Source organism: Roseateles sp. P5_B10 (genome assembly GCF_056400485.1).
Genome location: NZ_JBFULE010001779.1, coordinates 1 through 515, shown reverse-complemented (window position 1 = coordinate 515; position 515 = coordinate 1). Strand labels below are relative to the sequence as shown.

1 protein-coding gene is annotated in these 515 nt (G+C 61.0%); it reads left to right on the top strand.

The genetic code is table 11. The features are described 5' to 3' along the window. A partial coding sequence (locus AC1DU6_RS35865; RefSeq protein WP_477863421.1) for a sodium/proton-translocating pyrophosphatase occupies positions 1-515 on the top strand: 515 nt, incomplete at both ends.

The window sequence follows — 515 nt, the reverse complement described above, 5'->3', positions numbered from 1 at the left end:
GTGCTGTTCGCGGCTTACAATGAAGACCTCAAATTCTTCATCGCCAATGCCGCGAAGTATCCGTACTTCAAAGATGTGCTGCCGGACTTCTCGCTGAACAATCCCTATGTGGTGGTCGGTCTGCTGTTCGGCGGCCTGCTGCCATATCTGTTTGGCGCGATGGGCATGACGGCCGTTGGCCGCGCGGCCAGCGCCATTGTCGAGGAAGTGCGTCGTCAGTTCCGCGAGAAGCCGGGCATCATGCAGGGCACCGACAAGCCGGATTACGGCCGCGCGGTGGATCTGCTGACCAAGGCAGCGATCAAGGAAATGATCATCCCGTCGCTGCTTCCGGTGCTGTCGCCCATCGTGGTGTACTTCATCATCTACACGATTGCCGGCGGCGGCGCGGTCGGCAAGTCGGCGGCATTCTCCGCGGTCGGCGCCATGCTGCTCGGCGTGATTGTCACGGGTCTGTTCGTGGCGATCTCGATGACCTCGGGCGGCGGCGCCTGGGACAATGCCAAGAAGTATAT